Consider the following 25,422-nt stretch of genomic DNA (forward strand, 5'->3'; position numbering starts at 1 on the left):
CTGTCTGCTGTTTTGTATTGAGTATGGAAAATTCAGGAGGAAAAGGCATCAGCAGGCTGTTCACTGAGGTAATATAGACGTGAAATTTTCTTCAATCGTGATACGACGTTATGAGCTCCGGACCACTGACATCAAGACGACAATTTCTGAACGACATTCAGGCTGAACAGCATTCGGACGCGTTGAGATCAGGTAAGGTGTGGCTGGCAACCCAGCGGATGCTGAAGCGAACAGGACGTGTTTTCGTATCGGATAAGACTGATCCGACAGCACCGGGATCTGTCTTTGATTTTAATGATGTTCGGGATTTATACCTCCTGCAACTGGCGGCTAGCTGGATAAAAAACGCTGCAGGATTTTCCTCCTGGGTTGAAATCTCTCCGGTTCATAAACGGAGTACCCTTCACTCATCCCTGGGGGCTCAATATATGATTATCCCACGCTCTGTACGGAGAAAAGTGGATGCCTACAGACAAATAAATGCAGCGAAACATATGCCAGTGCAGGAGTTTAAAGGGAGTCTGTATGCTGCATTAAGCAGGGCGTTTGGTTCAAAAACGGCAGTAAATGAGAAACTCCGTCATCTGCCATCGACGCCGGAAGAAATCAGAAAGATAACAGATCCTGATATTAAAGTTTATGGCATGACAGGAGAAAAAATTGCCCCGTCGTTTATCCTTTTTACGCTCGAATGTAAGCGACTTGGATACAGTAAAGAACATGATCTTTTATGGGACTTGTTCCGGATAATCAAAGATAAACATATGCTGAGCTCGTTAGGCGACAGCCTGTTCTTTACCTTTCTGTATCCTGATGACGGGGATTTCTTTTCCTGCTTTATTCGCGAGCATCAGGAATCGTTTCCCTCTTTGCAGGCAAAAAGGGAAGCCATTAGATCATTTGTACAGGCTGTTCATACTCGTTATCTTTTTACTGCCAATAAACGTAATTATATCAAACGTAAAAAAAAGAAATGGTCAGAGTAACGTCATAAGCAATTGTCAGTCGAGCGTCCCGTTCAGCAGCAATTGTTCGATAATGGATTGTTGTGTGGCACCTCTTTCCTTCATAAGGGTATCGAGCCGTTCTTTTGCATGTTTGCTTATTTTTACGCTAATCTGTGTCCTGAGTTTATCGCTTTTACTGCCCATTTTTTTATCATACGCAGCCTTCAGATTCGTTATTAAATGATTTTTGTACTTAATGATGTCAAGCCTGTGTATATATTCTCCCGGGAATAACTCGTCAAACGCAGCGATGATCGCCATTCTTTTTTCGGTTACATTGCGTGGCTGAAACCAGGATGAGATGCCTTTGTTGCTGAAACAGGATAGCTTTCTGATGTAGTCCCATGCCCAGCATACTACTGATTCTTTACGTGGAAGCCACGACATATCCTTTGTTTTATCAGCAATAAATAACCACTCATCCTGCATTTCAAGCATGATCTCATAAGCTGTAGCCCGGCCCGCTTTTTTCTCCATCTCCTCAAAGTATTTTTTCACTGCAACCCTACGCTCATCATGCGTTGACGGATTGCTGCTGACTTCAAAAAACTTATAAGGAATATCGCTATCCTGCAGGTCAGCTATCTGCTTACCTAAAAACGCGCATGAAGCACTCCTGATAAATAGCCAGCACCAGAACGTGATGCGTTCTGAGTCGACCCAGTCCAGCAGGCGACTTTGATCTGCCGGAATAAAACTAAGTGAATGGTTTGCTCCAGAATGAGCCTGATTTGGTCGCTGTTGATTATTTTCAGGTCGACGCATAGATACTCTCCTCGAGATTGATCTTTCTATCTTTCTGTTATCAAAATGTCACTGTCTGGCATCTGACATTTCTTAAAAAAGCTAGTTGAAAGCTTAATTATAGTTTTTATAAATGTAAAACAATTTCTTTAAATAGTCTTCTTTAAAAAATACATGCCTGTTTCTTTAGTGATTCTATACCCACTTCAGTATGGAGGGAGTATTCTGATTATGGAAAGGGATCACCTGTTTTATGAGAGTGATGCGAAAGGCTGGTATCGAAAAGAACTGACGCTGGTTGAGTAGAAGCATCAGGGAGTACTGCCTGGGTAATTTTTTACATCCGTCCACATGATATGAGTTGCATAACCGTTTACCTCCCGGTGGAAATGTAGCACGTTAAATCACCTGGTTATTCTGGGATTTGGTTCGACTTCTGATTGAGATTAGCTTTATGGTTTGCGGTAGTGGGTAGGTCGGCTAACTTGCGATTATCTGTTCTTCCATTATTCTAAGTTAAGTGCAATTGCAGAACAGGTAATTACTATAGGTAGTATTAAATTTTATGCCTGATGTGAGTTGCTAACTTGAGAGTGATTTAATCCTTCTTTTTTGCCAAGAAACCGCTACTATGATGTCTGTTAAAATACTGCTGATAACCTGATTAGGGTCGGTAATAGTAATATATATTGGTGTGTGTTATATATTGATATCTATTAGTATCACATGTGTTATATGTTATTATCACATTTAATCAATGAGTATCATTGGTAAGAACACTGTACCTAACTATGAAATGATGTACATCACTACCAGTTATTAATAGTGAGAACACTTAATGTTCATTTGAGATTGTTATTAGGTATTCCAGATATTGTTTGTCTTTTAGTGTGCATTAATGCAAGGTTTAACGTTAAATGGCAACGCAACATGTTTGAGCGATAACGTAACCAGAATCTACCCCGCGTATTAACGCATTGCTTCATCCAGTTCTGACTCCTGATGTTAATTATCCTGCAATCTGATCAGTGACACCATTTCGCTGCAATAAAATCCATCTGCAACTGATTGGCAAGTCAGTCATAGCTCAATTGTGTATTTGTTATTAATACCCGTAAGAGATTACTTTATGTTTGATTCAGAATTACTTGATCATCGCCATGGCTCATTAAACGCCAATTATCTAAAGAAAATAGAAAATGTTCTCCAGTACGCTCTCGATGAACATGCCCGGACATTAGCCGTACGTGTTGATTTACGTTTATCACCATCATGGGTACGGGATGATACGTTAACATGTCATCCGAATTTACAGGCTGACCTTTTAAGCCGTTTTGTTTGTTCAGTAAAAGCCAAAATCCGGCATTACAGGAAAATGCTGCTGAAAGAAGGAAAGAAAGCACATGCCTGTACCCCTCGTTATTTCTGGGTAAAGGAGAGTGACTCTGCTGAATCTCCGCATTACCACCTGGTGATGTTTTTCAACAAAGACCTGTTCCGGGGGTTGGGCCGGTTTGATTCGGAGGAGAATAATCTCGCCAGTATGATCCGGCAGGCGTGGCTGAGTGCGCTGGATCTGAAAGGATACGATGAGTATCAGCCCCTGGTTCATTTCCCTAAAAATGGTGTTTATATCCTTGACCGTAACGCACCTGACTTCGTTAACAACTTTAATCACCTGGTGTTTCGTCTCAGTTATCTCGCCAAAGAAAACACCAAAGTCTACAGCCCGAATGAGCGCTCAATGGGGGCCAGCCAGAAGTAGTCTCTGCCAGCTAAACAGCAGCGCCAGTATTTTTTAACCGATGAGCGTAATCCTCTGAAGGAGTACCGGCGAACAATGTTACCCAACCAGCCGGTCTTCTCCTGTCACTAATCAATCAGAGGGAGAATAAACGCATGAATACCAAAACCAGCGCCGCAGCTGCAACAACGTTACTGAATGCAGACGATCCACTTATCGATATGCACTTCATCACCGCTTACACAAACATGACCGACAAGTGGTTTTACAAACTGATTGCTGAGAACCAGTTCCCTAAACCCATCAAGCTTGGTCGTAGCAGTCGCTGGCGTAAAAGTGAAGTGGAAGCCTGGATGCAGGAAAGAATGGCTGAATCCCGTTCGTCCTGACTCCATGTTTTTCAACGCTACCAGTACCCGCCAGGGGCCACCTCACCACTGCAGAACAGGAATAACGTAAAGATGAAACTCACCGAAAATACGCAGTATGTAACAGTGGCGGAATACCGTTCCTGTATCACCCTGTTGAGAACGTATAAGGATGCTTTGTATGGATGCTGTAATAACGATGAGCGGCAGAGCTGGCGCGCAAGGGCGCTAAATCACTTGAGCAAAGCCACCTCATTTCATTGCCATCGGGCAAAACCTGCTGATTTCAGTGATGTAGCCCCCTGAAACACCGGACAGTAGCTGTATCTCCAGATAAGAGATAGGCTTGAATATATGTCTAACACTAACGCCAATTTTGAGATGACCGGGATCCTGTTAGGGCAAGAAGTCCGTAAACGTAAAACTCCTCAGGAGAAGATCGCCATTATCCAGCAGACGATGGAGCCGGGTATGAATGTCTCCCATGTCGCCCGCCTGCATGGTATCCAGCCCAGCCTGCTGTTTAAGTGGAAGAAGCAATATCAGGAAGGCAGCCTCACCGCCGTTGCGGCTGGAGAGGAAGTCGTTCCTGCTTCTGAGCTTACTGCTGCTCTGAAGCAGGTCCGGGAGCTTCAGCGCCTTCTGGGCAAGAAAACGATGGAAGTTGAGATCCTGAAAGAAGCCGTGGAGTACGGTCAGTCGCGAAAATGGATAGCGCACGCGCCCTTGTTGCCAAAGGACGGGGAATAGCCATGGTCAGCCGGACCATGGGCGTGTCGCGTGCGCAACTGTCACTGCGGATTAACCGTTCTGCCGACTGGCAGGACAGGCGCTGTAACCGGCGTAATGAAGAAGCAGACGCAGAAATACTGTCGGCTATCCTCAACATTATCAGCGATATGCCGAGTTATGGTTATCGACGCGTGTGGGGCATCCTGCGCAAGCAACGTCGCACAGAGGGACAGCCACCTGTGAATGCCAAACGGCTTTACAGGATAATGAGCGAGCATAACCTGTTGTTGTTGCATCACAAACCAGAGCGACCGAAGCGTGAACATAAGGGCAAGATAGCGGTGGCAGAAAGCGATATGCGCTGGTGTTCAGATGGCTTCGAGTTCGGCTGCGACAACGGCGAAAAACTGCGGGTAACGTTCGCGCTGGACTGCTGCGACCGTGAGGCCATAGACTGGGCAGCAAGCACGGGAGGCTATGACAGTTCGACCGTGCAGGATGTGATGCTGAGGTCGGTGGAAAAGCGCTTCGGCGACAGGTTGCCCGACACAGCGGTGCAGTGGCTGACGGATAACGGTTCAGCGTATACCGCGTATGAAACGCGGAGGTTCGCGAGAGAGCTGAATCTGGAGCCCTGCACAACAGCGGTGAGCAGCCCGCAGAGTAATGGCATGGCCGAACGGTTCGTGAAAACGATGAAAGAAGACTATATCGCGTTCATGCCAAAACCGGATGTGAGAACAGCACTGCGAAACCTTGCAGTAGCGTTCACGCATTACAATGAAAACCACCCGCACAGCGCGCTGGGATATCACTCCCCGAGGGAATACCGGCGGCAGCGGACATCGTTAACTTAAGATACAAAAGCTGTTCGGAGATGGAGGGTCAAGATCAACCTGCTGATTTCAGGCAGTTTAAATCGGCCTGTCAGCAACTTCAGCACAGTATCAACAGCGTCTCCCGGGAAGGTCAACTAATCAACGTTGCCTGAATTCCTTTTCTGATAACAGTTCAAGGTACAGATATGAAACAAAAGGCCGCTAAATACGCTCTGAATGAGTTCGGTTATCTGGTTAACGTTAAAGACTTCCGATTTCCGCCAACAGGAAAGCTCTACTGCTTCTATTGCACCCATCCGGTGGTGCTGGTGCCTGCTCAGGATGACAGTGACGCATATTTCCAGCATGTGCTCACGATGTCAGGCCGGGATGAAATTATTGCCTGTCCCAACCAGGTGTCACTTGAGACTAAGCGAGCCCGCTAACCTGCATAGAGGGCAGCAATATCTCCTTTCCTGCCATTCGCACTCTTGCCCTCCCTTTATCGACGAAAGAGAAATCAATGAGTCATTACCTGTCCGCCACAACTGCCGGAAATCTGGCTGATGTGGCTCACGTTCGTGCCTTTCTGCAGCAGGCCGTTGATCATTATCCGCGACTTGCCGCGTTTGGTTTTACACTGAAATTGCCATACCGCGAGAACCTTGCGGATTATCCGTCATTGATGTCGCGTTTTCATACCGAAGTCTGGCAGCGCACCGACGAGTATTCGCGTAATCGTCAGCAGACTCGCCGTCATTCACCACCGACGGTCTTACGCTGGATATGGGGGGCAACCAGTGCTCCGGTTTGTCGGATGGTGCTGATGATGAATCTTGACACGTTGGGAGGGGAGAATACTTCACAGCTTAACGACAACGCGTTGCAGGATATGAGCGAAATCATATGCGATGCAGGGCAGACGGTCAGTGGGATCCGTTATGATGCTGTGACAAATATGGCATCGTTATCCATCAGTCGATCTGACCGTGGCTCATTCTCATCCCCATTTAATCAACTGAAAGCATGGATACAGGCCATGGACGCGCCAGTTACTATGGTCAGGACTGGAATAGCAGGTTAATACCCTGTTTATGAGGTACCCGTTTTGGTATCGTTATTAAAGGTTTAAGACTGTTTACCGCAATACATCACCAAAAGACCTCCTGAGCAGGCTAAAACACTGGTGAAGATTGAAACAAAAAAAGCCCCGCAGGGCTTTTGAATAACAGCTCGGATTCATGCACTAATTGATCGCTTCAGCGCAAATAACTGGCTTTCTATTTTTTACCCGAGGACTTACTGGGCTTTAACTTATCAGTATTTCCCGGCGTATCTTTATTGTCACGGCGGCGTTGATCAAGCTCTCCTGTTGATGGAGCTACGGGTTTCGGACCTGGTTTCAGACTCATACCACTTTCCTTTTAAACGATTAACCACGGCAACAGAGTGATGCCGCTGCTGTATTTTTTGGGGCGGCTACGCTGCATTTCAATATTTGACATTAAGTTTATTATGGTTATTCGCTTGCGCTCACGTTTCTTATAGCAGACGTTTTCCCTGTAACGACGAACAGGAGTGAGGAGGAAACAGCGCGGATGCGATCCGTTATGGCTGCTATAATGCAGAGGCTGCTAATCTTCTGCTTTTAGGCGTGCAATCCTTGTCCTGGTCTTCCAGGGGGGATTCTGAGTAGATATACTTCCAGAATGAAAAACACTCACGATACCTTACCGCCTGAACAAACTGTCAAGGCACTTGCGCATTTTGCATGGTGCTCCCTTGTGGCCTTGCGTACCGCTCAGCAGGATGGTCAGGCGTTGTCGCCACTCAGTACGCATGCATTTTTGCTGCACTGGTTAACGGTGGCGTATAAGCAAAAACGGTTTCCGCGTGCAATCGCATCCGATATTGAGAGTCTGATGGTACTTGGGCGCCAAAAAGGCCCTGCCGCTGGCTTATTCAGTCGTCTTAAATATTTGTGGTCATCCAGCACAGTCTCTGCACCCGCTCAGTCTGATTTGTACGGGCTGACTTGTGCTATCAGGCAACTTAAATCGCAGGGCTGGGTAAATGCGGTTGTGAGTGACGGCGACTGGGACAATGAAGCGCTTCTGGTCCAGGAATACAGCGATACGGATGTACTTCTGGTAAGAAAGTCAGCTCTGATCCATGGATTTTCGGATGAGGGGAAACTGGTTGCGCCGGTTGAATTTATGGTGACGGGCGACCTGTCAGCATGTACAGAAGTTTTTCAGGCTTATGCCCTCCCGTCGGTCATGATGGCCTCGAACAGGATCGCATTACAGCCTGAGCAATAGAACAAATATTCCCAACGCATCAGGTAATCTGAGCACTACCTCAATGGCGGTAACCTGGTCAGGGCCAGATTTTAGCAGGCTCGGACGCCGGTAAAAGCGATAACTGTTGGTGGTTTTGTGATAGTTTGCCAGCTCAAGCTGTTCTTCAGGTACCCTGGTTCTTTGCTCAGGTGCAAGTGGGATAGTAGTCTGAGCCACAGAAACGCGTGATAAAGCTGAGTGGTAGGGTTACCAGCCTATCGGCGGATAAAATTATTCAGCAGGACGTTCAGCTGTACCACAATTGCGACATCCGTCGCAATTGTGGTCTTCCTCTGCAACTTATTTTTACACTATGTAACATTTAAAAGCCAAATCAGATACACTTGCGCCAAAATAACCAATAAGCGGTAACATTGTGTCCCGGCGTTTTTCTAAGAATAGCATTGCAGCGTGGCTGGCACTCATTTCGATTGCCATGCTGTTTGTTGCGCCGGTTATCTCAAAGTCGATTTCTCACCAAACTTTCTGTGAACATCATAACGTCACAGTGATGAACATGTCTGATATGCATCACCGCGCGATCATGTCAGAACCTTGCCAGACTATGCCAGATATGGGCCACCGGATGATGTCCGAGCAGGCGATGTCACCTATGGAGGTGATAGCCTGCGGTTATTGCGATCTTCTGATCCATCTCCCGTTTGTTCTGGTCATCCTAACAACCCTCCTGTGTCTGTTGTTGCCGTTAGTCCAATGGCCGCCTGTACCTAATGCAGTTTTCCTTCCAGTGCTTCGAACCTGGCCCCCTCAACAAGCACGCGCTCCTCCTGCTGTTTTTTCTCTGCAATCTGACAACTTATAAAAAATTTGCATAACGCTGGTTTATCCATTGATGAGCCATAGTGGGTTATGCCGAAAATAATAGGGTTTGTAATGAAAAAACACGATTTTGTGCGCACTCCGCTCGTTTATCTGGTCTTTATGGCTCTACTGGCTAATACCGCAGTAGCTGAAGAACAACACAACCATATGCAAATGCAGGATGACTCCGTCATGATCGTCACTGCACCGGTCTCTTCTCCAATGGAGGTTGTTACTTCACCTAAAACACCACGACAGCCTGTACCTGCAAGTGATGGATCTGACTATCTGAAAACGATTCCAGGATTCTCGCAAATCCGTAATGGTGGCACAAACGGCGATCCTGTTTTTCGCGGCATGTTCGGCTCGCGGCTTCGCCTTTTAACAAACAACGGTGAGATGCTGGGAGCATGTCCTGCCCGAATGGATGCGCCCAGCTCCTATATCTCACCGGAGAGTTTTGATCTTCTGACGCTGATCAAAGGGCCTGAAACCGTGCTCTGGGGGCCGGGTAATTCGGCAGGGACCATCCGTTTTGAGCGGGAGCAGCCACGCTTTGACAAACCAGGCATTCAGGGAACAGCCAGCCTGCTTGCCGCATCCAACAACCGCTGGGATGAAAATGCTGATATCAGCCTTGGGAGTGAAGACGGGTATTTACGTTTGACGGGTAACAAATCACGTTCCTACGACTACAAAGATGGCAATGGCGATCGTGTTCCTTCGAAATGGGATAAGTGGAACGGGGATATGGCGCTGGGCTGGACACCAGATAAAGATATGTTAGTGGAGCTGACCGCCGGAAAAGGTGACGGTGATGCCCGTTATGCTGGGCGCAGTATGGATGGCTCACAGTTTAAACGTGAAAGTCTCGGGGCTCGTTTTGATAAATCTAACATTGGTGACGTATTTGATAAGTTTGAGGCCAATGTCTATTACAACTATTCCGACCACATTATGGACAACTATTCCCTGCGCTCTCCAGGCAGCGGAATGTCGCGAGGAATGTCTGGTCGGGACATGAGTGGTTCTATGGGCTCTTCAATGGATTCGGGGTCTTCAATGAACATGGCGATGCCAATGGCGATGGAACTCGACAGACGCACCGTTGGTGGACGGATGATGGGAACCTGGAACTGGTCTGACTTTGAGCTGCGAAGTGGCGCAGATACCCAGTTAAATACGCACCGCAGCAAAGGTGATGACATATGGACGAAAGACGCTCGCTTCCATGATTATGGCCTTTTCAGTGAGCTTACCTGGAATGCTACGGATCTCAGCAAAGTCGTTAGCGGTGCGCGCCTTGACAGGGTTCTGGTCGATAATTTCACCGATGTCGGCGTTTCTAAGCGAACTGACACGCTCCCCGCAGGTTTTATCCGCTTAGAACATAATCTGATTGAGATACCGGTAATGTTTTATGCAGGAATAGGTTATACAGAACGTTTTCCTGACTATTGGGAGCTTTTTTCTCCGACCTATGGACCAGACGGCTCAACGGATGCATTTAATAAAGTCAAAACGGAAAAAACGACCCAGATTGATATTGGCGCACAATACAAGGGTAAGCGTCTGGAAAGCTGGGTCTCAGCTTACATTGGTCGTGTAAACGATTTTATCCTGTTCCGTTACGATCCTAATAATGCGTACATCAGCCAGGTGGATAACGTGAACGCCACGATTATGGGGGGGGAAGCGGGTCTGAGCTATCAACTGAGTGAGAGCTGGAAAACGGATGCCAGTCTGGCGTACTCATGGGGAAAAAATACAGACGACCATCAGCCGCTGCCGCAAATTCCATCGCTCGAAGGAAGACTGGGCCTGACCTGGGAAAAAGGTAATTGGAGCAGCACGGGTCTGTTGCGCATTGTCAGCAGCCAGCATCGCGTTGCCATTAATGAAGGTAATGTCGTCGGCAAAGATTTTGACAGCAGTCCGGGATTTGCAGTTTTCTCTGCTAATGCCGCTTATAAAGTGAACAAGTATATCAACGTCAGCGCAGGTGTAGATAACCTCTTCGACAAAGCCTATAGCGAGCACCTGAATCTGGCTGGCAACAGCAGCTTCGGTTATTCCGCGAATACGTCTGTAAACGAACCAGGAAGAACGTACTGGAGTAAAGTTAACGTCACTTTCTAAAATAAACCCGGCTCAATGAGCCGGGTTGAAGAGCTTTAAATGAAAATGAGGTCACTTTTTTATGTTTAAACTTCTCGAACCCCTGGAAGGGAAATAGTTCCTGATAGCCATATCTATGGTATTTATCGTGGCAGTATATGTGGTTTCAAAAGCAGCATTTCAGGGGTTGAAGACCAGGTTGTGTCCCTTAATTGCATAATCTTTTGTAAAACAGCCGGATACAACCCAGTTTTACCATTGCCAGATAATTCCTCGCCGTTTTGTCGTAGCGTGTGGCAATGCGCCGGTATTCTTTCAGGCGACCAAAGCAACGTTCAACAACGTTGCGATTGCGGTAGGCATCACGATCGAGCTGTGAACGACCATCTGACGCCATTTTCTCATTGGATTTGCGAGGGATGACGGTCTTTATACCTTTTCTTTTCAGCTCATTACGTAACGCATGCCCGGAGTAGGCTTTATCAGCCAGCACTGCATGACCACGTCGCTTCATACTGCCGTTCTGTCGCTGAACACCAATACCGTCCAGCAGACGTTGTGCGAACTGACTGTCATGGGCCTGTCCGGGACTCAGCACGATGTTTAACGGCAGACCGCCTCCATCTGTCGCCAGATGGATTTTGGTGCCAAAACCACCGCGAGAGCGACCCAGGCTGTTATCTCCGGTGATATCGGGATGTTTTTTTGCGCGCCAGCGGCACATTTGAGCGCCCGGATATTACTGCCATCCAGCGCGGTCGCTGACCAGTCGACGAGGCCATGAGCGTCAAGAGCCGAAAGTAACTTATTGAAAATAATGTTAATCACTCCCGACTTCGACCACCGATTGAAGCGGTTATAGACCGTTTTCCATGGCCCGTATCGTTCAGGCAAATCGCGCCACGGTGCACCAGAACACAACACCCAGAACATACCGTTGATGATCATACGATGTTCTGCCCATGGGCGTCCGGCCTGTGGTGTTGCTGGTTCAGCAGGTAATAAGGGTTGGATGAGAGTCCATGCTTCATCGGGAAGATCGTAGCGAGCCATAGTTCAATATGTTGTGGAAACAGACAGTTACTATAACTCAGATGATTAAGGGACACAGCCCAGTATAATCTGCCAATGGAAACCTGGAACATTTCTCTGTTGTGATTCCAGAGCCAGACGGTACTGAGGCGACGCTTACAATTGAGTTTCAGACAGTGTCTGTTTTCTTTCCCTTCTTCTCCCCTGACCTGCTGCGCACTTACATACTCGAGGGCAAAGCAAAAAATTCTCCACCGGTGAGCCGAGTATATTGCATATGCCAGTTTACGCGTGTATATATAGCATATGCCCATAAGGAGCCTTCATGCCAAGACCCAGAATTCCCCGTAACATCTGTGGCCGCCCTGCGGATACCTGTTTTAAGCCCAATGCGCGACCGATGAGCCAGCTTGAACATGTTCATTTAAAAGATGATGAGTTTGAAGCGTTACGACTGGTCGATTTACTGGGCATGCAGCAGCAGGAAGCGGCTGTTGCAATGGGGGTTTCAAGGCAGACACTGGCCAATGTCCTGAAAGCAGCCCGTTTTAAGGTTGTGGACTGTCTCACTCAGGGCAAGGCTTTAATAATGTACTCTGAAAAGGAAGGAGTTACACAAGATGATCACAGCCATTCCAGTGAATGACGACCGGGTAGCAAATCATTTTACTAAAGCGAGTCACCTTGTCTTTGTGGATGAGCGCGGCACAGAACTTAGCCGGACAGAGAATCCCGCTCTGGGCGCAGATTGTTCAGGTAAACGGAAGCTGGTTGACCTGCTGGTTCAACAACAGGTTAGCCGCGTTGTAGTCCGTAACATCGGGGAGCGTATGCTGGGTAAATTACTGGAGCGTAACATCGCAGTGTACCAGACTGACTGTGGCCGTTGTTTGTTCACTGAACTATGTGATCCGTATACCCGTGTTCTGACTGAACTGAATAAGCCAGAGCAGGGGCGCCAGTCCTTTAACCATGAGGCGAAGGGGAAAAAGTGCTGTCACTCTGATGGGAACACAGCAGAAAATGCGTGTCAGCGGCGTCATCAGCATCATCACGGAAACGGGCGCTGTTGCCATTCCTGAGTTTCTTTCATCACGGGCGGTGATTTTTATCCGACCCGTATTGTGTGTAAACCAAGAGCCGGAATGACTGGAAAATGCAGTAATTACTGCTTGGTATTATAACCCCTTCTGATTGAATTACGGATGCACCCCGTCAGTATAACCGGACGCTGAACAGAAACAGATGAATTGTTATCTTAATGCCAGAAAGAATCATACCTGTTGTATGGTCTGTGGTACCCGTGACAATAATCCTGATACGGTGGACTTAATTTTTTCAGAACACCCGGATGGATCTGTATATGCGGACTACACGGTCGAGCACAGGCATCAGGGGTATACAGGTCTTTTACATGGCGGAATGACGAGTACCTTGCTGGATGCCGCAATGACTCACTGCTTGTTCATGCAGGGAGTGCAGGCCCTGACGGCTGAACTGACAGTCAGATTTATTTCACCCGTTTGTACCGGTGACAAGCTGATGGCCTGTGCCAGACTGCTTGGGCAACGCAGGGGGATTTACCAGCTCGAAGCATGGCTGGCAAAGGGACAGCAGAAAGTGGCTCGTGCCACGGCGAAATTCATTGTCCCGTCGCAGGATATTGCTCTGGCGCATGGCTAGTGTGGCAGACGCCAGGTGTAACTGGTTATTATAAAAATATGAGGCGTGTTTTGCTCAGACCGGAAAGAATAATGGCATATCGTATATCCCACTTAAACAGTGTAAGAGGTAGTTATGAGTAAACAAATAATTGATATTGGTATTCCTGAATCATCCCGGGTGGAGATTGCAGACGGTCTGTCCCGGCTTCTTGCTGACACCTATACCCTGTATATAAAAACACATTACTATCACTGGAATGTAACTGGCCCCATGTTTAACAGCTTACATTTAATGTTTGAAAATCAATACAATGAGCTGGCCACTGCTGTTGATGATATCGCTGAACGTATACGCTCGCTCGGATGCTTCGCGCCCGGCACATATCATGAATTTTCACGTTTAACCGCTGTTAATGAAGACAAGGATATTCCAGCAGCAAAAAACATGATTGAGAATCTTGTCCAGGGCCAGGAGACTGTGGTTAAAACTGCGCGCTCCCTGTTCACTGTTGTTAATAATGCGAATGATGAAGCCACAGCAGATCTGCTTACACAACGCATCCAGTTGCATGAGAAAACTGCCTGGATGTTGCGCAGCCTGCTTGAATAATGTAAATCGGCGGCAGCAGAAAAAACGGTTTGTCAGCCACAGGCCATTGCTGTCAGTGCAGTACCATCCGTGCTCCTGTGGCTGTTTTTTCTGACCGTAATAGTATAAAAACCGATAAATCAATAAGTTAAACAGTGAACGCGTGAGCGATAAATACAGTCCGGACAGGCATTACCGATGGGTATATCCGGACCACTGTCGCTTTCCCGTTATAATATCGCAGATTCCGGCCAGGCTCTTCACAACCTGACAGGGTTAATGCTGCAATGATAAAACGGTTTGCGTGGAAAGCAGGATCACATTATTCGTTGTTATGGCTTCCTTTACCGGTGCCTGCCTGCGGGCAGTAGAGATCATACAAGGTATTTAACAACGTCATGATACGGTTATCCTCAATACGGTAATATACCATTTTACCTGCCCGTCGGGTCTCGACAAGCTTCAGGCGGCGCATTACACCCAGTTGCTGAGACAGGGTCGGCTGAGTGATACCGACTGCAGCTTCCAGCTCGGCCACATTCGCTTCCCCCTGGCTTAACTGGCACATCAACAGCAACCGGTCGCTGTTAGCCAGTCCCCGTAAGACATCTGCTGCCCCCAGGGCTGCATTTTTCATATCGGTCTGACGTTTTGTGTCTTCATTCATGGGCATTGCTGGTTTCTCACATTATGTATTTTTATATAATGTTATTTAGTATACTGATGGTGCCATAATTTTGCCACCGTGTTCGCCAGGTCTGCAGCGTCCAGCTGGCCTGGGTAACTAATTATATCTGGCAGACATTTTGCCCCGAGTGAACAGAGAGGATGTAATGAAAATAGTGATTGTTGGTGGTGTTGCTGGCGGTGCGTCCGCTGCAGCCAGAGCTCGCCGGTTGTCAGAAGATGTCAGTATTGTTGTGTTTGAACGGGGAAGCGATGTCTCTTTTGCCAACTGTGGATTGCCTTATCATATAGGCGGAAAAATTCCGTTACGGCAGTCACTTATTCTTAAGACTCCGGAGGATTTTAAATCCCGCTTTAACATAGACGTCCGTACCTGCCATGAAGTGACGTCAGTGGATCCGGTTAATAAAACAGTGACAGTTAAAAATTTGACCTCAGGTGAGATCCATACCGAAGTATGGGATCGTCTACTCCTCAGTACCGGAGCCGCGCCGGTTGTCCCTCCTTTGCCCGGGCTACAGCAAGAGGGCGTTTTTACGCTCCGAAATCTTACTGACATGGATGCTATCCTAGCGTGGATTGAGCAACATAACGTCGCTCACACCACGCTTGTCGGGGGGGGATTCATCGGACTTGAAGTGATGGAGGCTCTGAGCGAACGGGGGATCCGTGTTACCCTGCTGGAGATGGGGGAACAGGTTATGGCTCCGGTTGATCCTGAAATGGCATCAGCCCTGCATCAGGAAATCCGGAATCATGGCGTGGATCTGCGTCTCAGAACGGCACTCACCGAGGTGCTGCGGACAGAAACGGGATTCCGCGTTGCACTGTCTGACGGTGGCTTTCTGCAGACTGACATGGTTATTCTCGCCATCGGGGTAAAACCTGAAAACAGCCTTGCCACTGTAGCTGGGCTCGAAGTGGGTAAACGGGGAGGTATAAGCGTCAATGCCTGTATGCAGACCAGTATTCCTGACATCTACGCCGTGGGGGATGCAGTTGAAACACCTGACCTGGTCTTTCAGGAACCCGCTAATATTCCTCTGGCTGGGCCCGCCAACCGCCAGGGACGCATTGCTGCTGATAACATGCTTGATCACCACAGCCTTTACCATGGCAGTCAGGGGACATCCATTTGTAAGGTATTTTCGCTTAGTATTGGCAGCGTCGGTGCGAATGAAAAGCAACTGAAAGCCCATGGTACCCGATACGAGAAGGTTTACGTCCATGCTGCTGATCATGCCGGTTACTACCCAGGGGCTACGATGATCAGTCTGAAACTGCTGTTCAGCCCCGATACCGGTAAAATTCTGGGGGCCCAGGCGTCAGGGAAAAAAGGAGTTGATAAACGCATCGATGTTCTGTCTGTCGCGCAGCGCGCGGGACTTACCGTCAACGATCTCGAGCATCTTGAGCTGACTTATGCCCCGCCTTTTAACAGTGCAAGGGACGTTGTTAACCAGGCCGGTATGGTGGCGGCAAATGCCATCAGGGGAGATACGGCCATATGTCATGTCAGCGATGTTTTGCAACGGGAACCGGACAGGTATTGTTTAGTTGATATTCGTTCTCCTGAAGAACTGAAACAATTTGGCGAATATCCTGACGCGCTATCCATCCCTCTGGATTCTCTGCGGGAGAATCTTGAAAAATTGCCTGTAGATAAAGAGATTTTTATCGGTTGTCAGAGTGGTCTGCGCGGGCATGTGGCATACCGTATTCTGCAGGCTCACGGCTTCCGGACATATAATCTGAGTGGTGGCTTTATAACCTGGCAGGCGGTTATGGAGTCAATGAGTAAATAAGAGATGAGGTGCCATACACATGGCACCTCATCTGGTTCTGTCGCATTAAGACGTCGTCGGGTAACATACTGTTTTTTTATAATGTTACCTGCCCATGCCTCTGATATGAAAAGCTTTTAAACCCCTGCACTATCCCATTGATGTTATTGCTCAATGTGTTCGCTGGTATCTGACTTACGCCCTCAGCCTGCGCAATCTCGAAGATATGCTGACGCAGCACGGCGTTATCGTTGACCATTCCACTCTTCATCGCTGGGTTATGCGCCTGGCACCGTTGTTGGATAAAACGTTCCGCCAGTATAAGCGTAATGTAGGTCGGCGGTGGCGGATGGACGAAACTTACATCAAAATCAAAGGCCAGTGGAAATATCTGTACCAGGAGGTTGATACCGCGGGGCAGACCGTCGACTTCCTGTTGACCGCCAGACGCGACGCTGCGGCTGCCTTACGCTTCTTTCGCAAGGCCATTCGCCACCACGGTGAGCCTGAGTAGACTGGCCCCATGAATCTCCAGACAGTTGGTATCACTTAAGTTAGTGATAGTCTTAATACTAGTTTTTAGACTAGTCGTTGGAGTCCGGATGATGGATGTTTTAGGGCCGGAGAAGCGCAGACGGCGCAGCCTTCAGAAAAAAATCGCCATTGTTCAGCAGAGCTTTGAACCCGGTATGACCGTGTTGCTGCCAGTCAGTTGTTCCTGTGGCGTAAGCTGTACCAGGAAGGTAGTCTCACCGCCGTTGCTGCGGGTGAACAGGTTGTACCCGCGTCGGAACTGGCATCTTCGATGAAGCAAATTAAAGAGCTACAGCGCCTGCTGGGCAAGAAAACCATGGGAAACGAGCTGCTGAAAGAAGCCGTTGAATATGGCCGACAAAAAAAGTGGATAGCGCACGTGCCCTTGCTGCCGGAGGATGGCGAATAAGCCTTGTCAGCCGTACCATGGGCATGTCGCGTGCGCCGCTGTCACTGCGAATTAACCGTTCTGCCTACTGGCAGGAGCGTCGACGCAAGCGCAAGCCTGATGATATTGAAGCTCTGGATCGTATCCATACCGTTATCGGCGATCTGCCTACGTATGGTTATCGTCGGGTGTGGGTACTGCTGCGCAGACAATCAGAAACGGACGACATGGCGGTGATCAATGCCAAACGCGTACAGGGGGCCAGTCTACCCAGCACGGTAGACGATCCTGCCTTTATCGTTTTAGTCGCTCATTTCGTAAGCGTAAACCCAGCGCCGTATGTAGCCATTAAGCCAATGCTGGTAACTTAGACGCCCACCTGTACAGACGGACATCTAAGTATGGAAACCCAATCCTGGCGAAAAGAACCCCGTAAACATTATCCCAATGACTTCAAGCTTCGTATGGTCGAACTTGCTTCCCGTCCCGGAGCCTGCGTTGCTCAGATCGCCCGTGAAAACGGCGTCAATGATAACGTCATCTTCAAATGGCTACGGCTCTGGCAGGATGAAGGCCGTATATCACGCCGCCTTCCGGCAACAATCGAATCTTCACCATCACCGATGATGCTGCCTGTCGAAGTGATATCTGATCCAGCGCCAACAGGTGAGACGAATACTGACACGGGTCAGTACTCAGCGCTGAATGCCTCCTCCTGTTGTGTTGAGTTCCGCCACGGCAAAATGACGCTTGAGAACCCGTCACCAGAGTTGCTGACCGTGCTGCTCCGTGAGCTGACCGGGAGAAGCCAATGATATTCCTTCCGTCAGGCACCCGTATCTGGCTGGTTGCCGGCATCACGGATATGCGTAAATCGTTCAATGGTCTGGGCGAGCTGGTACAACATGCACTTGATGAAAATCCGTTCTCCGGCCACCTGTTTATCTTCCGTGGCCGCAAAGGCGACACCGTTAAGATCCTCTGGGCTGATGCTGACGGCCTGTGCCTGTTTACCAAACGGCTGGAAGATGGCCAGTTCATCTGGCCTGCTGTACGCGAGGGTAAAATCGTCATCACCCGCTCACAACTCGCTATGCTCCTCGATAGGCTGGACTGGCGTCAGCCAAAAACCGCCCGCCTTAACTCACTGACAATGTTGTAAAAAGAACATAGCCACATTATAAATATGGTCATGAGTCAGGACTATCTCGCCCGTATCGCCGCGCTGGAAGATGCGCTCCGCCAGAAAGACAATCAACTCAGCCTCGTTGCAGAGACTGAGGCGTTCCTGCGTTCGGCGCTGGCTCGCGCAGAAGAGAAAATAGAGAACGAAGAGCGCGAAATAGAGCATCTGCGGGCACAGATAGAAAAACTGCGGCGGATGCTGTTCGGTACCCGCTCCGAAAAACTTCGCCAACAGGTTGAAGACGCAGAAGCCCTGCTGAAAGAGCAGGAGCAGCAAAGCGATCGTTACAACGGCCGGGATAATGATCCGCAGGTTCCGCGCCAGCTTCGCCAGTCGCGCCACCGTCGGCCTCTGCCTGAACATCTTCCCCGCGAGCTCCACCGGCTGGAGCCAACCGAAAACTGCTGTCCGGGTTGCGGTAGTAATATGGCCTATCTCAGTGACGTCAGCGCGGAGCAGCTGGAACTGGTCTCCAGCGCCCTGAAAGTGATCCGCACGGTCAGGGTGAAAAAGGCCTGCACCCGATGCGACTGTATCGTTGAAGCGCCTGCGCCATCTCGCCCCATCGATCGGGGTATCGCCGGGCCGGGTCTGCTGGCCCGCGTGTTAACGGCCAAATACTGTGAACACCTGCCGCTATATCGCCAGTGCGAAATCTTCGCCCGTCAGGGCGTGGATCTGAGCCGGGCTCTGCTCTCCAACTGGGTGGATGCGTGCTGCCGGTTAATGGCCCCGCTGGATGAGGCCCTTTATCACTACGTGATGGACTGCCGCAAACTGCATACAGATGATACTCCGGTGCCAGTGCTTGCACCGGGCAGAAAGAAGACGAAAACCGGGCGCATCTGGACATATGTCCGCGATGACAGAAGCGCGGGTTCATCAGATCCGCCAGCGGCATGGTTCGCCTTCTCACCAGACCGACAGGGGAAACATCCTCAGCAACATCTTCGACACTATCATGGTGTACTGCAGGCCGATGCCTTCGCAGGCTACGATCGCCTGTTCAGCGCAGAGCGTAAAGGTGGTCCGTTAACCGAAGCGGCCTGCTGGGCCCACGCGCGCAGAAAAATCCACGACGTCTATATAAGTACTCAAACGGCCACAGCAGAGGAGGCCCTGAAACGTATCGGCGAACTGTACGCAATCGAAGAAGCCATACGCGGAATCCCGGCCGCAGAGCGTCTGTTGGCCAGGCAATCCCGGAGTAAACCGCTGCTGACATCCCTGCATGAGTGGCTGATAGAAAAAAGCGCGACGCTGTCAAAAAAGTCCCGTCTGGGTGAAGCGTTCGCGTATGCCCTGAACCAGTGGGATGCTCTGTGCTACTACTGCGATGACGAAGCAGATAACAATGCAGCGGAGCGGGCCTTACGGGCGGTATGCCTGGGTAAAAAGAACTACATCTTCTTCGGCAGCGATCATGGCGGTGAGCGCGGAGCCCTGCTGTATGGACTGATCGGAACGTGCAGGCTGAACGGTATCGATCCGGAAGCTTACCTTCGATATATCCTTAGCGTGTTGCCGGAGTGGCCGTCGAACAAAGTAGCTGAACTCCTGCCATGGAACGTGGATCTCACCAATAAATAGCCGTCAATACGGCGCTCACTTAACGCTTACGAATAAGCCTGGTAAAATACGGGCTTATGAACGACACTTCTTCTGACGACATCCTTCTGCTGAAACAGCGCCTGGCCGAACAGGAAGCGCTGAACCGTGCCTTGCTGGAAAAACTGGCCGATCGTGAACGCGAAATAGACCACCTGCAGGCGCAACTGGATAAACTCCGCCGGATGAACTTCGGCAGCCGTTCCGAAAAAGTATCCCGTCGTATCGCACAGATGGAAGCTGACCTGAAGGCGCTTCAGAAAGAAAGCGATACGCTGACCGGTCGGGTGGATGACCCGGCAGTGCAGCTCCCGCTGCGTCAGACCCGCACCCGCAAACCGTTCCCGGAGTCACTCCCTCGTGACGAAAAACGACTGCTGCCGGCAACGACATGCTGTCCGGACTGTGGCGGTGCGTTGAGCTACCTGGGTGAGGATGCAGCCGAACAGCTGGAGCTGATGCGCAGCGCCTTCCGGGTTATCCGGACAATACGTGAAAAGCATGCCTGCACTCAGTGTGATGCCATCGTGCAGGCTCCCGCCCCTTCGCGACCCATCGAACGGGGTATCGCAGGGCCGGGGCTGCTGGCCCGTGTGCTGACCTCAAAATATGCAGAGCACACACCGCTGTATCGGCAGTCTGAAATATACGGCCGGCAGGGTGTGGAGCTGAGTCGCTCGCTGCTGTCGGGCTGGGTGGATGCATGTTGCCGGTTGTTGTCACCGCTGGAAGAGGCGCTTCAGGGCTATGTCCTGACGGACGGCAAGCTCCACGCCGATGACAGTGTGACACGAAGGACGGAACCGGGAAGGCTCCGTCCATGCTGTGTCTGAGATGGAAGATGGCCTTCCGTATTCGCCTTACAGGAGGAGGATACAAACCACCTCAGACTGTTGTGGTAAAGAGCCACAGCAGGAAGCGCTGGGGAAAAGGCGGCAAGAAGCCGTCAGGTAGGAGCAGAGAAGATGAACGCGAGTGAACCACTGGACAAGTGTCGTTACGTGTAAGCGTTGTCAAAACCGGGTTCTTGTCGTTACCCCGGGATAAGGATGGTGGAAACCTGTTTACTGACCATCCGGCAACCGGCATTGAGGTGGCATGATCTCTGCTCAGGCTCAGATACGGAACGTGTGAACCTGACACGCCGATGCTAAGGGAGAAACTGTGGCAAAACACCGCGCAGAAAGAGTACCGATGCGGCGTACAGGGACGGAGTTCCCCGTAGTAGTGACGAAGGCGCTGTAACGGTGCTGGAGCGAAGGGGGAACGTTATTCAGCTTTGTTTAAAGCAACAACTGCTGACAGGATGATTAATTTGAACAAAGCAAAACCTTATCTGATCGATAAAACCATTATCTGGAGAGCCTGGCTGGCGGTCAAAGCCAACAAAGGATCAGCTGGTATGGATGGAATGACAATTGAAGCGTTTGAGCATAATCTGTCCCGGAATCTTTACAAGATCTGGAATCGGTTAAGCTCTGGCTGTTATATGCCGCCGCCGGTGAAGCGTGTGGAAATTCCTAAGTCAGACGGGAAAACTCGTCCATTGGGGATCCCCACTGTCAGCGATCGTGTAGCACAGATGGCCGTCAAGATGATACTGGAACCGCAGTGGGACCTGTTGTTCAGCGATTCTTCATTTGGCTATCGACCGGGAAAATCGGCGCATGATGCCGTTGCACAGGCAAAAGTGAACTGCTGGAAATACGAATGGGTGATTGATCTGGATATCAAAGGTTTCTTTGATAATCTTGATCATGCTCTGCTGTTGAAGGCTGTGGATCATTTGCATCCTGCCCCATGGGTCAGACTCTGCATTGTGCGATGGCTGAAAGCTGAGATCATTTTCCCGGACGGGCATCGTCATTCACCAGAAAAGGGTACCCCGCAGGGTGGAGTAATCAGTCCACTGCTGGCAAATCTTTTTCTGCATTACACCCAGGATAAATGGCTGGAGAAACACTACCCAAATAATGCATGGGAAAGGTATGCCGATGACAGCGTCATTCACTGTCGGAGCCGATGGGAAGCGCGTTTGCTTCTCAGCCAGCTCAGGGAACGAATGAAAGACTGCGGGTTAGAGCTACATCCGGAGAAAACCCGGATAGTGAACTGTCACCCGCTGGCCAGGCGCAAAAGCGATGGACACTATTCATTCGATTTTCTTGGGTTTACCTTCCGCCGCCGTGCAGCAAGGAAGATTGCAGGTGGTCTTTTCACCGGATTTCTACCGGCAATAAGCAATAAGGCCCAGAAAGCCATCGTCCGGACATTCCGTAAATGGAATATTCAGCGGCTGACAAGTCTGTCGGCAGAAGAAATTGCGGAAAGAATCAACCCGCAGCTGCGTGGATGGATCAATTATTATGGGAAGTTTTATCCAAGTGAAATGAACAGGTTATGGCGAATATTGGACTGGCGGTTGGTAAAGTGGGTCCGGTGCCGTTATAAGCAATACCGGTGGCATCAAAGTCGCGCCAGTGAAGTACTGGAGCGGATCAGACAGCGTAATAAGACACTGTTTGTACACTGGAAGTTCATGATCAGATAGAGTTGAATAACAGGAGCCGTATGAGGTGAGAGCTTCACGTACGGTTCTGTGAGCGGCCAGAGGGGGAGGATCCCTCTGGTCTACTCGACCGCCCGTCCCGGTACTGTTGCCAGGTAACAAGAAAACGAAGACCGGGCGGTTGTGGACGTACGTTCGCGACGACCGCAACGCCGGTTCAGCGCTGGCTCCGGCCGTGTGGTTCGCTTACTCACCGGACAGAAAAGGCATCCATCCACAGACGCATCTGTCCGGGTTCAACGGTGTGTTACAGGCGGATGCTTACGCCGGGTTCAATGAGCTCTACCGTGAAGGTCATATAAAGGAAGCCGCCTGCTGGGCCCATGCCCGCCGCAAGATCCACGATGTGCACGTTCGCAGCCCGTCAGCCCTGACGGAGGAAGCCCTGAAACGTATCGGTGAGCTTTATACCGTTGAGGCAGAGATAAGGGGAGTGCAGGCAGAACAGCGCCTTGCTGAGCGTCAGATGAAAACGAAACCACTGCTGAATGCACTGGAAAGCTGGCTGCGTGAAAAGATGAAAACGCTGTCGCGGCACTCGGAGCTGGCGAAGGCGTTCACGTACGCCCTGAACCAGTGGCCGGCACTGATATACTATGCAGACGATGGCTGGGCCGAAGCAGATAATAATATCGCTGAAAATGCCCTGCGGATGGTTAGTCTGGGTCGTAAAAACTTCCTGTTCTTCGGCTCTGACTATGGTGGTGAGCGGGGAGCGCTGCTGTACAGCCTGATCGGGACGTGCAAACTGAACAGCGTGGACCCGGAACGTTACCTCAGCCATGTTCTTGACGTCATAGCCGACTGGCCGGTCAACCGGGTCAGCGAACTGCTACCCTGGCGCGTAGCACTGCCAACTGAATAGCACACCCCCGTCAATACGGTTCTCGTTGGACGCTTACTAATAACTTGAGGATTCACTGATGAAATATATCCCTGTAGGCGTCGATATCGCAAAGCATCTCATACAGGTTCACTTCATTGATGAGCATACCGGTGAGGTCGTCGATAAACAGATTAAAAGAAATATGTTTCTGACGTACTTCAGTAATCGCGAACCCTGACTGATAGGTATGGAAGCCTGTGGCGGTTCACAGTATTGGGCTCGTGAGCTTCAGAGGCTGGGGCATAAAGTCAGACTGCTAAAGGGGCGATTTGTTAAGGCATTCGTGATGGGTAACAAAAACGATGTAATGGATGCCAGGGCTATCTGGATGGCGGTTCAGCAGCCAGTCAGAGCTGTTGCCGTAAAAATGGAAGAACAGCAGGCAATGCTTGTATTCCACCGGATGCGACAACAATTAGTGGAGTTCCGGACGGCACAGGTAAACGCCCTGCATGGAATATTGCTGGAGTTCGGTGAAACGACCCATAAAGGCCGGGCTTCACTGGATAAGGCATTTCCTGAAGCCGTGGGGGAGGTTACGAAAACGCTTACCCGCATACCTGATAAATATGCTGGAAGAACAACATCAACGTATTGCTTATCTTGATGCACACATTGGTGTTCTTGACAGGCAATTGCTGGAGATAGCCAGGCAAAACGAAACATGCCAGCGATTGCTGGAAATACCCGGTGTGGGGCCGCTAATTGCCACAGCAGCAGTAGCCACGATGGGAGAGGCCTCGGCCTTTAAATCTAGTCGGGAATTTTCAGCTTATATCGGACTGGTTCCTAAACAGACGGGGGCCGGGGGCAAAGTGAAGCTACTGGGGATCAGTAAACGTGGAGATACCTATCTACGGACACTGTTTATCCATGGAGCAAGGGCCGCGTCATTACTGGTAAAAGAGCCCGGGCCCTGGATAACAGAGTTGAAAACCAGGCGGCCAACAGCGGTGGCGATAGTTGCTATGGCGAACAAACTGGGCAGAACAGTCTGGGCAATAGCAGCTCACCATTGTCGATACGATAAAAATCACGTCAGCGTCAGGCCACGTTAAGGCAGGATGCAGGCAAATTTAAACTTTTAATATAAGGGTGAATGCTGAAGGGGTGCGCAGGCAGCCAGTGTGATGACAAAGACAGCTAAGACCGTAACTCACTAAACCTGAATCAGCATATGGGCTTAAAGCCCGCTAAGGAAATAAGGCGTGAGTTAGCGAATTACATCGTGGCTCGCAGCGTTGATGCTGCACAAAGCCGGATATAAAGCTGCAACCTACCCGTCGGAGTCAGAGTACCGGAGGCTTTTGCAAAAGGGATGCGTTCATATAAAGATGCTGATGCCTGTAAAAAATGAGAATGCGGCTGGTGGCGAAAGCGTGGTGCTGGAACGTTCTGCAACAGGTGGGGTTAACGCATCCCTGTTTGAAAAAATCAACCTGAACCCTGTGTCAGAGCTGAGTGCGATGGATATCGGGCTGGAGTTTGACCGTATAAACGTTGCCATAACTCTTTGCCCGCTATGTCTGGGCAAACGTAGATTAATGCAGTCAGTAAAATCATTGCACTGATTGCTTTGGTAAGGCGCGTCCATTACATCACTATAGTTAAGGCAGAAGCCAGCCAACGGTGGCTAGTTCGTAGCGTTACAGCTATTTTCAACTGGCTGGATTGATATGGTATTCACTTTAGCACTCACTAGCGAAATTATTATGAAAATGGTGGTGATGCTGCCAACTTACTGATTTAGTGTATGATGGTGTTTTTGAGGTGCTCCAGTGGCTTCTGTTTCTATCAGCT

At 49.7% G+C, this 25,422-nt stretch carries 23 protein-coding genes and 6 pseudogenes; 24 read left to right on the forward strand and 5 right to left on the reverse strand.

The annotated features are described in order from the left end of the window. The first annotated feature begins 110 nt into the window (after positions 1-110). The gene (locus OGY19_RS05540) at positions 111-986 is read left to right on the forward strand and encodes a hypothetical protein (protein WP_100245879.1); all 876 of its coding nucleotides are present in this window, start codon (positions 111-113) and stop codon (positions 984-986) included. 15 nt (positions 987-1,001) lie between these two features. Here the strand turns inward: OGY19_RS05540 and OGY19_RS05545 are convergent, their stop codons facing one another. Next, on the reverse strand, positions 1,002-1,772 hold the full coding sequence (locus OGY19_RS05545) for a hypothetical protein (protein ID WP_055321433.1): 771 nt from the start codon (positions 1,770-1,772) through the stop codon (positions 1,002-1,004). A gap of 1,108 nt (positions 1,773-2,880) precedes the next feature. Here OGY19_RS05545 and OGY19_RS05550 point away from each other — a divergent pair. The 5 genes from OGY19_RS05550 to OGY19_RS05570 all read left to right on the forward strand — a co-directional run bounded on the left by OGY19_RS05550 (position 2,881) and on the right by OGY19_RS05570 (position 6,497). Next, entirely contained in the window at positions 2,881-3,516 is a 636-nt protein-coding gene (locus OGY19_RS05550; RefSeq protein WP_069683792.1) for an inovirus Gp2 family protein, read from the forward strand. Positions 3,517-3,650: 134 nt separating this feature from the next. Further along, on the forward strand, positions 3,651-3,884 hold the full coding sequence (locus OGY19_RS05555) for a helix-turn-helix transcriptional regulator (RefSeq protein WP_055322469.1): 234 nt from the start codon (positions 3,651-3,653) through the stop codon (positions 3,882-3,884). Positions 3,885-4,244: 360 nt separating this feature from the next. Then, positions 4,245-5,452, forward strand: a protein-coding gene (locus tag OGY19_RS05560; protein ID WP_089617520.1) for an IS3 family transposase whose coding sequence is annotated in 2 segments (ribosomal slippage) — positions 4,245-4,566 and positions 4,566-5,452 — 1,209 coding nt in all. Because the reading frame shifts where the segments join, the coding sequence is not laid out codon by codon here. Between the two features lie 167 nt (positions 5,453-5,619). Continuing rightward, positions 5,620-5,859, forward strand: coding sequence for a hypothetical protein (locus tag OGY19_RS05565; protein ID WP_055322470.1), 240 nt, complete (start codon positions 5,620-5,622; stop codon positions 5,857-5,859). Positions 5,860-5,936: 77 nt separating this feature from the next. Beyond that, positions 5,937-6,497 (forward strand): UCP030791 family putative phage-derived protein, encoded by a 561-nt coding sequence (locus OGY19_RS05570; protein ID WP_055322471.1) that lies wholly within the window; start codon positions 5,937-5,939, stop codon positions 6,495-6,497. A gap of 196 nt (positions 6,498-6,693) precedes the next feature. On the opposite strand, the gene OGY19_RS05575 is transcribed toward OGY19_RS05570, so the two are convergent. After that, the gene (locus OGY19_RS05575) at positions 6,694-6,825 is read right to left on the reverse strand and encodes a hypothetical protein (protein ID WP_055322472.1); all 132 of its coding nucleotides are present in this window, start codon (positions 6,823-6,825) and stop codon (positions 6,694-6,696) included. 297 nt (positions 6,826-7,122) lie between these two features. Here OGY19_RS05575 and OGY19_RS05580 point away from each other — a divergent pair, with 297 nt between their 5' ends. Beyond that, positions 7,123-7,734, forward strand: coding sequence for a DUF2913 family protein (locus OGY19_RS05580; RefSeq protein WP_055322473.1), 612 nt, complete (start codon positions 7,123-7,125; stop codon positions 7,732-7,734). On the opposite strand, the gene OGY19_RS05585 is transcribed toward OGY19_RS05580, so the two are convergent. Beyond that, positions 7,717-7,932 carry a hypothetical protein gene (locus OGY19_RS05585; protein ID WP_100245843.1) on the reverse strand — a complete coding sequence of 72 codons (216 nt, stop codon included), beginning with the start codon at positions 7,930-7,932 and terminating at the stop codon, positions 7,717-7,719. The two genes, OGY19_RS05580 and OGY19_RS05585, sit on opposite strands and share 18 nt — an antisense overlap. Positions 7,933-8,131: 199 nt before the next feature. On the opposite strand from OGY19_RS05585, the gene OGY19_RS05590 reads away from it, so the two are divergent. Continuing rightward, complete coding sequence (locus OGY19_RS05590; protein WP_071945999.1) at positions 8,132-8,578, forward strand: DUF2946 domain-containing protein; 447 nt, start codon at positions 8,132-8,134, stop codon at positions 8,576-8,578. A 71-nt stretch (positions 8,579-8,649) separates the two neighbouring features. Then, positions 8,650-10,716, forward strand: coding sequence for a TonB-dependent copper receptor (locus tag OGY19_RS05595; RefSeq protein WP_121527350.1), 2,067 nt, complete (start codon positions 8,650-8,652; stop codon positions 10,714-10,716). Between the two features lie 187 nt (positions 10,717-10,903). On the opposite strand, the gene OGY19_RS05600 is transcribed toward OGY19_RS05595, so the two are convergent. Beyond that, positions 10,904-11,748, reverse strand: a protein-coding gene (locus tag OGY19_RS05600; RefSeq protein WP_239177363.1) for an IS5 family transposase whose coding sequence is annotated in 2 segments (ribosomal slippage) — positions 10,904-11,403 and positions 11,403-11,748 — 846 coding nt in all. Because the reading frame shifts where the segments join, the coding sequence is not laid out codon by codon here. Positions 11,749-12,052: 304 nt separating this feature from the next. Here OGY19_RS05600 and OGY19_RS05605 point away from each other — a divergent pair. From OGY19_RS05605 to OGY19_RS05620, 4 genes are all read left to right on the forward strand, one after another. Next, positions 12,053-12,373, forward strand: a complete 321-nt coding sequence (locus OGY19_RS05605; protein WP_094168986.1) for a DUF134 domain-containing protein — start codon at positions 12,053-12,055, stop codon at positions 12,371-12,373. Next, a complete protein-coding gene (locus tag OGY19_RS05610; protein ID WP_121527352.1) occupies positions 12,348-12,809 on the forward strand; it encodes a NifB/NifX family molybdenum-iron cluster-binding protein in 462 nt (153 codons plus the stop codon). The genes OGY19_RS05605 and OGY19_RS05610 overlap by 26 nt, the downstream gene beginning before the upstream one ends. Positions 12,810-13,014: 205 nt before the next feature. After that, positions 13,015-13,410 (forward strand): PaaI family thioesterase, encoded by a 396-nt coding sequence (locus OGY19_RS05615; RefSeq protein WP_121527353.1) that lies wholly within the window; start codon positions 13,015-13,017, stop codon positions 13,408-13,410. A 114-nt stretch (positions 13,411-13,524) separates the two neighbouring features. Next, complete coding sequence (locus tag OGY19_RS05620; RefSeq protein ID WP_121527354.1) at positions 13,525-14,001, forward strand: Dps family protein; 477 nt, start codon at positions 13,525-13,527, stop codon at positions 13,999-14,001. 301 nt (positions 14,002-14,302) lie between these two features. Here OGY19_RS05620 and OGY19_RS05625 read toward each other — a convergent pair whose 3' ends face one another. Then, positions 14,303-14,653 (reverse strand): ArsR/SmtB family transcription factor, encoded by a 351-nt coding sequence (locus OGY19_RS05625; RefSeq protein ID WP_058799396.1) that lies wholly within the window; start codon positions 14,651-14,653, stop codon positions 14,303-14,305. Between the two features lie 160 nt (positions 14,654-14,813). Here OGY19_RS05625 and OGY19_RS05630 point away from each other — a divergent pair, with 160 nt between their 5' ends. From OGY19_RS05630 to OGY19_RS05680, 11 genes and pseudogenes are all read left to right on the forward strand, one after another. Continuing rightward, positions 14,814-16,472 (forward strand): FAD-dependent oxidoreductase, encoded by a 1,659-nt coding sequence (locus OGY19_RS05630; RefSeq protein ID WP_121527355.1) that lies wholly within the window; start codon positions 14,814-14,816, stop codon positions 16,470-16,472. A 124-nt stretch (positions 16,473-16,596) separates the two neighbouring features. Beyond that, positions 16,597-16,962 (forward strand): annotated as a pseudogene (locus OGY19_RS05635) (IS6 family transposase); the annotation flags it as partial. A gap of 46 nt (positions 16,963-17,008) precedes the next feature. Beyond that, positions 17,009-17,627 (forward strand): annotated as a pseudogene (locus tag OGY19_RS05640) (IS3 family transposase); the annotation flags it as partial. 147 nt (positions 17,628-17,774) lie between these two features. Then, positions 17,775-18,188: a transposase gene (locus OGY19_RS05645; protein ID WP_055322452.1), complete on the forward strand. Its 414-nt coding sequence runs from the start codon at positions 17,775-17,777 to the stop codon at positions 18,186-18,188. Further along, on the forward strand, positions 18,185-18,535 hold the full coding sequence (gene tnpB / locus OGY19_RS05650) for an IS66 family insertion sequence element accessory protein TnpB (protein WP_055322451.1): 351 nt from the start codon (positions 18,185-18,187) through the stop codon (positions 18,533-18,535). The genes OGY19_RS05645 and tnpB overlap by 4 nt, the downstream gene beginning before the upstream one ends. Positions 18,536-18,565: 30 nt before the next feature. After that, positions 18,566-20,149, forward strand: a complete 1,584-nt coding sequence (gene tnpC, locus OGY19_RS05655) for an IS66 family transposase (protein ID WP_055322455.1) — start codon at positions 18,566-18,568, stop codon at positions 20,147-20,149. A 56-nt stretch (positions 20,150-20,205) separates the two neighbouring features. After that, a pseudogene (locus tag OGY19_RS05660) lies at positions 20,206-20,976 on the forward strand (IS66 family transposase); the annotation flags it as partial. A 497-nt stretch (positions 20,977-21,473) separates the two neighbouring features. Continuing rightward, positions 21,474-22,718, forward strand: a complete 1,245-nt coding sequence (ltrA, locus tag OGY19_RS05665; protein ID WP_121527356.1) for a group II intron reverse transcriptase/maturase — start codon at positions 21,474-21,476, stop codon at positions 22,716-22,718. Between the two features lie 88 nt (positions 22,719-22,806). Further along, positions 22,807-23,601: pseudogene (gene tnpC / locus OGY19_RS05670) on the forward strand (IS66 family transposase); the annotation flags it as partial. 58 nt (positions 23,602-23,659) lie between these two features. Continuing rightward, a pseudogene (locus tag OGY19_RS05675) lies at positions 23,660-24,680 on the forward strand (IS110 family RNA-guided transposase). Between the two features lie 276 nt (positions 24,681-24,956). Next, positions 24,957-25,097: pseudogene (locus OGY19_RS05680) on the forward strand (type VI secretion system contractile sheath large subunit); the annotation flags it as partial. Positions 25,098-25,422 lie beyond the last annotated feature (325 nt).

Source organism: Citrobacter sp. Cy070 (genome assembly GCF_030332245.1).
Lineage (GTDB): Bacteria > Pseudomonadota > Gammaproteobacteria > Enterobacterales > Enterobacteriaceae > Citrobacter > Citrobacter youngae.